Source organism: Marinobacter sp. (assembly GCF_034669625.1).
Lineage (GTDB): Bacteria > Pseudomonadota > Gammaproteobacteria > Pseudomonadales > Oleiphilaceae > Marinobacter.
The window spans coordinates 135,986-144,837 of the sequence record NZ_JAXMOY010000002.1; the positions used below are offsets into that span (position 1 = coordinate 135,986).

The 8,852-nt window shown below is 55.0% G+C and carries 9 protein-coding genes and 1 pseudogene; 2 read left to right on the top strand and 8 right to left on the bottom strand.

All coding sequences use genetic code 11. From position 1 onward, the window contains the following. Positions 1-24 precede the first annotated feature (24 nt). From VOI14_RS02620 to folE, 3 genes and pseudogenes are all read right to left on the bottom strand, one after another. Positions 25-447: a CoA-binding protein gene (locus VOI14_RS02620; RefSeq protein ID WP_323750475.1), complete on the bottom strand. Its 423-nt coding sequence runs from the start codon at positions 445-447 to the stop codon at positions 25-27. A 132-nt stretch (positions 448-579) separates the two neighbouring features. Next, positions 580-1,401: pseudogene (locus VOI14_RS02625) on the bottom strand (SDR family oxidoreductase); the annotation flags it as partial. A gap of 177 nt (positions 1,402-1,578) precedes the next feature. Continuing rightward, positions 1,579-2,151, bottom strand: coding sequence for a GTP cyclohydrolase I FolE (folE, locus tag VOI14_RS02630; protein ID WP_323750476.1), 573 nt, complete (start codon positions 2,149-2,151; stop codon positions 1,579-1,581). 175 nt (positions 2,152-2,326) lie between these two features. Between folE and VOI14_RS02635 the strand changes: the two genes are divergently transcribed. After that, entirely contained in the window at positions 2,327-3,250 is a 924-nt protein-coding gene (locus VOI14_RS02635; RefSeq protein ID WP_323750477.1) for an alpha/beta hydrolase, read from the top strand. Positions 3,251-3,252: 2 nt separating this feature from the next. Here the strand turns inward: VOI14_RS02635 and VOI14_RS02640 are convergent, their stop codons facing one another. Next, the gene (locus VOI14_RS02640) at positions 3,253-4,338 is read right to left on the bottom strand and encodes a GGDEF domain-containing protein (RefSeq protein ID WP_323750478.1); all 1,086 of its coding nucleotides are present in this window, start codon (positions 4,336-4,338) and stop codon (positions 3,253-3,255) included. A 214-nt stretch (positions 4,339-4,552) separates the two neighbouring features. Here VOI14_RS02640 and VOI14_RS02645 point away from each other — a divergent pair, with 214 nt between their 5' ends. Beyond that, entirely contained in the window at positions 4,553-5,635 is a 1,083-nt protein-coding gene (locus VOI14_RS02645) for a patatin-like phospholipase family protein (RefSeq protein ID WP_323750479.1), read from the top strand. Positions 5,636-5,639: 4 nt separating this feature from the next. On the opposite strand, the gene VOI14_RS02650 is transcribed toward VOI14_RS02645, so the two are convergent. The 4 genes from VOI14_RS02650 to VOI14_RS02665 form a co-directional block, all read right to left on the bottom strand. Further along, positions 5,640-6,644 (bottom strand): PAS domain-containing protein, encoded by a 1,005-nt coding sequence (locus tag VOI14_RS02650; RefSeq protein ID WP_323750480.1) that lies wholly within the window; start codon positions 6,642-6,644, stop codon positions 5,640-5,642. 81 nt (positions 6,645-6,725) lie between these two features. Next, on the bottom strand, positions 6,726-7,538 hold the full coding sequence (gene znuB / locus VOI14_RS02655) for a zinc ABC transporter permease subunit ZnuB (RefSeq protein ID WP_323750481.1): 813 nt from the start codon (positions 7,536-7,538) through the stop codon (positions 6,726-6,728). Beyond that, positions 7,525-8,298, bottom strand: coding sequence for a zinc ABC transporter ATP-binding protein ZnuC (znuC, locus tag VOI14_RS02660; RefSeq protein ID WP_323750482.1), 774 nt, complete (start codon positions 8,296-8,298; stop codon positions 7,525-7,527). The genes znuB and znuC overlap by 14 nt, the downstream gene beginning before the upstream one ends. Further along, positions 8,291-8,782, bottom strand: a complete 492-nt coding sequence (locus tag VOI14_RS02665; RefSeq protein WP_323750483.1) for a Fur family transcriptional regulator — start codon at positions 8,780-8,782, stop codon at positions 8,291-8,293. The genes znuC and VOI14_RS02665 overlap by 8 nt, the downstream gene beginning before the upstream one ends. Positions 8,783-8,852: the final 70 nt, after the last annotated feature.

The following is an 8,852-nucleotide window of genomic DNA, read 5'->3' on the forward strand; positions in this document are numbered from 1 at the left end:
AAATTTAGATTAGAGCAGGCTTGCCTATCTGGCAATGTTGAATCTTGGAATGTCTTGCTTTGGACAGCGGTTCATAACCACTTTCAAACCAGCGGATTCGGCACGATTAGCTCCGGTTTCGTTAATGACTCCTATTTGCAGCCAGAGTACCGGAATCTTTTGTTCAATGGCCTGGTCGATCACGGCATCGGTGCGCTCAGGTGCCAGAAACAGTTCAGCCATATCGATGGCTTCGGGTATCGATGCGAGGTCGGCGTACACGGTTTCGCCGAGCACCTGCTTACCCGCAAGTCTTGGGTTGACCGGAATTATCCGATAGCCGGCCTTTTGAAGGTACTCCATGACTTCGTGGGACGGGCGGTTGGTTTTCTCACTGGCACCCACCAGAGCGATGGTGCGGACGCTGGTTAGAATGTCCCGAAGGCCTTGTTCGTTCTCAATCGGCACGTGTGTTCTCCATGATGTTAATGAGGGCGTAGTTATAAAACGATGTGCCACGCATCCATTTGATTTTTATTCTTCTGTGGATAAGCCCGCTAGCGGTGGCAATGCGCCATGGACGTAAGTGTCTGGCGCCTGGACAAACAAATCGGGCATCAGGTCCGTTTTTTCACTCTCTGGGTTAGCGCGATATTGTTCGAAATCTCCGACGCCCTGAGTGCGCAGGAAGTCCTCGTCAATCAGAAGTTGGCCGGTGATTTCTCGGTTCTCGGTTTTCAGTAAAGCGAACGCGGCATCCGCCATGATCTTTGGGGTGCGAGCTCGGTCGAACGATTGCTTGCCGCCGAAGGACGTGGCGGCGGTATGGATTACGGTGCGAGGCCAAAGTGCGTTGACTGCAATGCCGTAGCGACTTAACTCATCCGACATGCCGAGTGTTAGCATCGACATCCCGTATTTGGTTAGGGTGTAGGGTGCGTGGTTGCGCATCCAGCGGCGGTCGAGGTCCAGAGGAGGGGAGAAGCTCAGGATGTGACCATTAGCAGACTTCTTCAGGTAAGGTAAGGCTTTTTGGCTGAGCAGAAACACCGCGCGGAAGTTTATCTGCATCATCAGGTCGAGCTTTTTCAGCGGCGTTGATTCAACGCCGGATAAAGCAATGGCACCGGCGTTGTTGATGATGGCGTCAATGCCACCAAAGGTCTCGACCGTTTCTGCAATCAAATTGTCGACGTCTTCTTCGCTGCGCACGTCCACCTTAACCGCCAGACCTTGGCCGCCGGCTTCCTCAACCTCTTTTGCTACGGAATGAATGGTTCCTTCAAGTTTTGGATGTGGTTGATCTGATTTGGCCGCGATGACAATGTTGGCGCCTTCCGCAGCGCAAACCAGCGCAACTTCACGTCCAATGCCGCGGCTCGCGCCTGTGATAATGATGGTTTTGTTTGCCAATGAACGCATGACGACTCCTGAACGGGGAAGGCTTGCCCGAGCACAGCGCACCTTCGACTAGACGGACAAGCGCGCAAGCAGCTATCGGGGTGAGCTGTTGTTAGCGGGTGCCGTTCTATCCTGTCGCAACGGTGGCTGTTTTCCAGCAGCCAAAAACACCAATTTCAGTAGGGTATTGTGCCAAATCTACCCGCGATTGCTCGATATCAGAGTCAGGAACTCGCTGCGGGTCGCCTGAGACTTACGGAATTGGCCAAGCATCATGGAGGTTTTCATGCGGGAGTTTTGTTTTTCAACGCCGCGCATCATCATGCACATGTGTTGCGCTTCGATCACCACGCCAACACCTTTCGCGCCGGTCACGCTTTCGACGGCTTCTGCGATTTGCCGTGTCAGGTTTTCCTGAATTTGCAGACGACGCGCGTACATGTCCACGATGCGCGCAAACTTGGACAGCCCCAGCACCTTGCCTTGAGGCAAGTAAGCGATATGGCATTTACCGATGAAAGGAAGCATATGGTGTTCACACATGCTGTAGAGCTCGATGTCCTGGACCACCACCATTTCATCCATGGCTGACTCGAACACCGCATTATTCACCAGGCTGTTCAGGTCCTGTTGATAGCCGCGGGTTAGAAACTGCATGGCTTTAGCAGCACGGGTAGGGGTGTCCATCAGGCCTTCGCGGCTGGGGTCTTCTCCCAAGCCTTCAAGAATCGCGTGGTAATGGCCGGTGAGATCATCAAGGGGTAGAGACATAATGGTTTCCGATAGTGTGCCTGTCAAAGTGTGAAGCTTAAGGCAAATCGCGCTTCACCTCCATGATTTAGGCGGTTCGATCACTTTTCCACGCGGTGAAGGAGGTGGTGTGTAGTGGCTAGTGGCGGTGCTTTGCACTAAAGTTATTTGCTCACAGGGCGTGTCGGGGCAAATCATGGGACAGATTATGTCTGGGTCGGTGGCAGATATGGGTCAGGTGGCTGCTACCCTAGAAGCTTGGCAACAAACGGGAAAGTGGTTCAGCTATGGTGGCCATGCCGTTTTCAGCCGCATGGCAGGACAAGGTGAGCCTTTGGTTTTGCTTCATGGGTTCCCTTCGGCAAGCTGGGACTGGAGTCGTCTCTGGCCGATGCTGAGCCGACACTATCAGGTGTTAGCGCTGGACATGTTGGGCTTTGGCTTTTCCGATAAACCTCAACAATATCGATACAGCATCGAAGATCAAACGGATCTCGTTCAGGGCTGGTTGGAAGGGCTGGGCCTGGCGGAAGTGCACCTGATGGCTCACGATTATGGCACTTCTGTGGTTCAGGAGCTGTTGGCCAGAGATCAGGAAGGCGCGTTAGGGTTTCGAATCAACAGCGTGTCTTTGCTGAATGGCGGCCTTTTCCCGGAGGTTCACGCTCCTTTGTTTATTCAAAAGGCGCTTAAAAGTCCGCTGGGCGGGTTGATTAGCCTTGGGCTCACAAAAGGGGCTTTTGAGCGGAGTTTTCGGCATTTGTTCGGTCCGGACGGTCAGCCGGATCGTGATGATTTATCGGATTTCTGGCACTTGCTGAACTACAACAACGGACGCGGAATTTTGCATGAGCTCATTCAGTTTATGGAAGAGCGCCGCTGCCACCGTAATCGTTGGGTTGGTGCGTTGCAGGAGGCCTGTCAGCCGATACGGCTCATTTCGGGTACCGCGGATCCGGTTTCCGGTGCGGCGATGGTTAGACGTTACCGCGAACTGATGCCATCTGCGGATGTGGTTAGTTTGAGGCATGTTGGACACTACCCGCACTTCGAGAAACCTTGGGCGGTGTTCTCGGCCTATCGTGATTTCAGACAGCAACTTTTGACGAATAGGCCCTAGGATTAAGCTACTTCGTCGCCGTCATTGATTGGCGGGATGGGCCCTTGTTCGCTGGTTGCCGGAGCCACCGTATTAGGTTTGGGGGCATTTACAATCTGATTTCGCCCCTGATGCTTGGCGGCATACAGTGCCTGATCGGCTCGATTCAGCCAGACTGACCAGGTTTCACCTTGGAATACCTCCGCTACACCCGCACTGGCGGTTACGCGGATGTCATCCAGGAAGGGGGTGGCGCTGATGCTGCTTAATAATTGATGGGCGAGGGAATCGGCATCCTTTTGGCGGGTTTCCGGCAGCACGATCATGAATTCCTCTCCGCCAACGCGGAACAGTTGGTCGTTCTCCCGTAGCCGCTTTCGAATTCGCAGTGTGAGCTCCTTCAGAACCTTATCACCGGCCAGATGGCCCCATTGATCGTTGATGACTTTGAAGTAGTCCAGATCAATCAGTACCAGGCTGGATACACGCTCGTACCGTTCGCGCATCTGGATCTGGCTGTTCAGAAGGTCGGCGAGCTGGGAGCGGTTCAGGCAGCCGGTTAGTGGGTCGGTGGTGGCCAATTTTGTCAGTTCTTGCTGCATGCGCCCGACAAGCCAGGCGAACACCATGGCGAAGATACAGCTGAGGCCTAGTGAAAAGGTGATGCGCCAGAAATCAGCTTCTGGAAACTTTAGGAATGAGGTAACCGCCATCACCGTTATAAACAGGATGTTGCAAATGCTGGCCTCTTTCAACGGGAGCAAGAAAAACAGGGCGATGGCGGCCGGATAGGCCCAGTAAAGGCCCGCGTGTCCGTTGATTGCAGTGGAGTAAGCGGCTGATACCACAGCCAGAATCGGAAACAGACGGCCTTTTAGAAAATAGCGCCCGGTCAGCCGCAAACAAACAATGACAAGCACCGCATTGGCGCAGAAAAGGATTAAAAAAGCGGCAAGCAAGTGGTGGCCATGCTGCCACTGGATCAGAATCAGCGGGGCGACAGCGATAAAGGACCAGAAGTGCAAGTGGTAAACCAATTGGCGCCGGAATCCCAGCACGGCAAGGTTGGGGTTAGATTCCATGGTTTCTGGCGAGGTAAGAAGATGCACAGCTCAGCTCCCGCTGACAATCCACGGCACACATCCTGTGCCATTGTTGGTTAAAGTCTAGCATGGCACTTTTTACGTAAAAGTCGAAGTTTGCTCATTTTGGAGCGTAAGTCGACGGTTTATGCACGATGCCAATGGGTACCATGAAATTTGTTCAGTTGGCTGGGGCCATGGGCCTTCGTTAAACTCCGGTCAGCTAATGAGAGGATATCGAATGACTGCAGTTCACACCCGTGCCCCGGCACTTACTATCCGGGCTGGTCGCCGCGCTTTGGAACGGCTGCGACAGAAACCACTGGAAGCATCGGATGTACATGTGGTTCCGGGAGCGGCCGGAGGACCGAAAGCGCTGGGGATCAGTGGCCTCGATAAGGCCGTATTCGGAGATTGGTTAGCCGAAGCCGAACACGAGATTGCTCTGATTGGTTCATCGATCGGAAGTTGGCGATTTGCTGCTGTTGCATCTTCCGACGACCCTCGGGCCCAGCTGGCCAAATTGGCGGAACTCTACACTCAGCAACGTTTTAGCAAAGGTGTAAGCGCGGAAGAAGTCAGCCGTAAAAGCATCGCTTTTTTGCAGGAGCTGCTCGGTGGTCGAGAGGAATACCTGTTAGCGCATCCTGTTTATCGGCTCAGTGTGGTGGTGGTTCGAAGCCTTGGTCTGTTGCAGCATGATTCGAAAGGTCGTCTGAGTATGGGGCTCATGAGCGCAATTAGTGCCAATATGCTCAGTCGCCGCCACCTAAGCCGCTTTATGGAGCGTGGCTTTGTTCACGATGCCCGACAAAAAACCCCGGTATCCACCCACGCAGAGTTCCCGCGCCATGAAGTAGCGCTCACCTCGGACAATTTGTTGTCTGCCTTGTTGGCCTCAGCGTCGATCCCGATGGTGATGTCGGCTGTGCATAACATTCCGGGTGCTCCGGCGGGGGTGTACCGTGACGGTGGGTTGCTGGACTACCATCTTGATCTTCCCTACGAGCAGCCCGGGATCGTGCTTTATCCCCACTTTACCGACAAAGTGGTGCCCGGCTGGTTTGATAAGACGATGCCGTGGCGCAGAGGGGATGCGACTCGCCTGCAAGATGTTTTATTGCTGTCACCGTCCCGTGAATACCTTGAAGCCTTGCCAGATCGCAAACTGCCGGACCGTAAGGATTTCGAGAAGTATTTGGGGGATGATGCCGGGCGTGAAAGGTCTTGGCGCCGGGCGATTGCGGAAAGTGACCGGTTGGGAGATGAGTTTTTGGAGCTAATGGCGACCGGTCGGCTCTTGGACCGGGTTCAGCCAATGTAAGGCGCTAGTCAGCACGGCGGGTTTTGATTTGTGCGCTCAGTCGAAACCCTATGAGGCCCCTCACGGGGTCTGTTAACGCTTTTAAGCGCAAGGTGACGGGCACCGGTTGTTCGGAATTTTCTCCCGCCAGTGTGAGGTCTGCCTGTGTTATGTCTTGGTCTGCTCGGGCTGCTTCAAGGCATTCGGTGAAACGCTGTTGGTCGGATAGCACGACAAGCTGTTGGAAGGGCTTCTGGTCCAGATCTGACGGTGCCTGCCTGAACATATCGGCGGCCAGGGCTGAGATGTATTCGATTTGTCCCTGATCATCCAGCTCGGCAATCAGGTTGCCAGTGAGGTTGATCAGATCCCGTGATCGATTCTCGCTATCGTTGAGAGCCTGTCTGAGAGCGAGCTTTTCAACGTTCAGGTTGGCGATTTTCTGGTTCTGGGTTTTCAGGTCTTTGTGGTGCGAGCTGGCTAGTGTTCGCTGCCGCTGATAACGCCAGCACAGGTAAAGCGACAGCACAAACGCGAGTAAGGTGAGAGCCATACCGCTGATCAGAACAAGCCAACGTAAGTTTTGTGCAGGCGCCTTGAGTAACTGGGCATCCGGCATGGTCGTTACCATCGACCGGTTGCCGTCAATGTCCAGCTCACTGCGAAGGGCTTGGCGAGTCAGAGGCGCCTGGATCGAGCCGAGTTTCAGGAGCGGCTTTTTGGTATGCCGTTCCAGCGTGTCGATGCGAAGACTGAGATGTTTGGGCATGGCTTTGGCCAGCGGCACTTTCAGTAGGGAAACATCATTCCCGTGACGGTACAGGTGATCGAGCACCAAGTGAACCAGAGTGCGATGCTGCAGGTGATAGTGTTGTTGCGCTAAAGCTTCTGTTTGGGAGGCAATCCGTTGGGCGACGGACAAGCTGAGCGCGCTTCCGACTAACAGGATAACGACAGGAATCCACAAGCCCGGCCAGAGGGCCCTGCGGATTCTTGAACTTGGTGAAGCTCTGTCCAGGCCGCTGTCCATGCCAGGCCCCTCCCTCAGGCTTTCCGTTGGTCAGCCAATCCACTCTAGACCAGTCTGAGCCAACGGGAAAGCCCGGGGGATTTAATGACTGGTGTTGCGGGCGCTGCTGTAGACCAACAAGAAGGTCAGGAAAGCGGTGACGACGACGGACGGGCCAGCCGGCGTGTCCAGGTGCCAAGACAGTGTCAGGCCGCCCGATACCCCAATAAATCCGAACATGATCGCCAGTCCCAGCATGTGCTCAGGTGTTTTTGCCAACCGCCTGGCCGTGGCGGCAGGAATGATCAGCAATGCGGTAATCAGCAAGACACCAACGATCTTCATCGCCACGGCGATGACTAATGCGAACATCACCATCAACGCCAGACGAAGCCGTTCTACGGGTATGCCTTCCACGCGCGCGAGTTCTTCGTGGATGGTGCTCATCAACAGCGGACGCCAGAGCATGGCCAGCAGCGCCAACACGATTGCGGCTCCGCCATAAATCCAGAGCAGATCCTGGCGGCTCATCGCGAGCAGGTCGCCAAACAGCAGCCCGGTGAGATCAACCCGGATATCGGGCATAAAACTGAGTGTTACCAAGCCGATAGCCAGCGTGCTGTGAGCCAGAATACCCAGTAAGGTATCTGTGGCTAGGGCGCGAGTCCGGGATAACAACACCAGAACCAATGCGATAAGCAGGCAGGTGATGATTACGCCCACATTGAGCGGGATGCTGATCAGGAAACTCAGGGCGATCCCCAGCAGGGCCGAATGGGCCAAGGTGTCCCCGAAATACGCCAAACGCCTCCAGACCACAAAACAACCTAAAGGGCCGGCAACCAAGGCGACCCCAAGCCCTCCAAGCAACGCCCGCCAGAAAAAGTCACCAAGAATCAGATCAATGATGTTCATGGTTGCAGACTCCGTGAGGTTCATTTCCACTTACGACGTCGCCGTGCAGATCGTGGCTGTGATTATGCCGGTGGTGGTAAACCGCCAGTGATTCTGCCACTTGGGGGCCGAAGGTTTCGATGAAGGCGGGGTCCAGGGAAATATCCGCCGGATGGCCGCTGCAGCAAATATGCTGGTTAAGACAGATGACTTGATCGGTGGCTGCCATCACCAGATGCAGATCGTGGGAGATCATGATCACGCCACAATGCAGTTCATCTCGGAGCTCTCTAATCAGTTCGTACAAAGCCGCTTGGCCATTGATATCAACCCCCTGCGCAGGCTCATCGAGCACCAGCAGATCGGGCTGGCGGGCAAGGGCGCGGGCCAGCAACAAACGCTGTTTTTCACCGCCGGAAAGATGGTGCACAGAGGCATTGAGAAGATGCCCTACGCCGGTACGTTGCAACGCGGCCTCGCAGGCGGGCAGTGGGCGCCCACTTAGCAGCATGAAGCGTTTCACGCTCAAGGGCAGGGTGGCCTCGAGTGAAAGATGTTGGGGCACGTAACCAATCACCAGATCCGGGGCCAGTGATACTGTACCGCTGGAGGCTTTCTGAATGCCCAGAATGGTTTTGATGAGGGTGGTTTTACCGGCACCGTTCGGACCGATAATGGTGATGATGTCGCCTCGGGCAACCGCCAGATTGACATGATCCACCACGATGCGTTCTTCAAAACGTACCGTGAGCTGATCGAGTCGTACCAAGTAATCAGGCATGCGTAGTGCTTCCCTGACAAGTGGGGCACAAACCGGAAATTTCCACCGTGATGTCTTCTGGCAAGAAGGCTTCCGCTTTGGCGGCTGACTCGATGGCTTTGGTGACCGCGTCGACGGCCAGTTCCAGCACAATGCCGCAGTCCCGGCAGATCAGGAAGGTGCTGCGATGATGCTCACCGGCGTGAGCACAACCGACGAATGCATTCAAAGACGAGATGCGATGCACCAGACCGTACTGGAGCAGGAAGTCCAGAGCTCGGTAAACGGTGGGCGGCGCCGCACTGTGCCCTTCTGAACCGAGCTGAGCCAGAATGTCGTAGGCGCCGAGTGGTTTGTGGGATTGCCAGATCAGCTCCAGAACACGCTCCCGAATGGGGGTCAGGCGGGCATTTTGGTCGCGGCAGATCGCTTGTGCGTCAGTCAGTGCTTGGCTGACGCAGGCTTGATGATTGTGAGGGCGGTACGGAAGCGCGCGCTCAGGCATGATATGGCTCCTGCAAAGTTTGAAACATTATAACATTTGCAGACCATGTCGCTATGGGGGCTCCCCGCTA

Excerpts from the sequence above, each read along its gene's own strand:
- folE (WP_323750476.1), bottom strand. The coding sequence starts at position 2,151 with ATGTCTCTACCCCTTGATGATCTCACCGGCCATTACCACGCGATTCTT.
- VOI14_RS02635 (WP_323750477.1), top strand. The coding sequence starts at position 2,327 with ATGGGACAGATTATGTCTGGGTCGGTGGCAGATATGGGTCAGGTGGCT.
- VOI14_RS02645 (WP_323750479.1), top strand. The coding sequence starts at position 4,553 with ATGACTGCAGTTCACACCCGTGCCCCGGCACTTACTATCCGGGCTGGT.
- VOI14_RS02650 (WP_323750480.1), bottom strand. The coding sequence starts at position 6,644 with ATGGACAGCGGCCTGGACAGAGCTTCACCAAGTTCAAGAATCCGCAGG.
- znuB (WP_323750481.1), bottom strand. The coding sequence starts at position 7,538 with ATGAACATCATTGATCTGATTCTTGGTGACTTTTTCTGGCGGGCGTTG.
- znuC (WP_323750482.1), bottom strand. The coding sequence starts at position 8,298 with ATGCCTGATTACTTGGTACGACTCGATCAGCTCACGGTACGTTTTGAA.
- VOI14_RS02665 (WP_323750483.1), bottom strand. The coding sequence starts at position 8,782 with ATGCCTGAGCGCGCGCTTCCGTACCGCCCTCACAATCATCAAGCCTGC.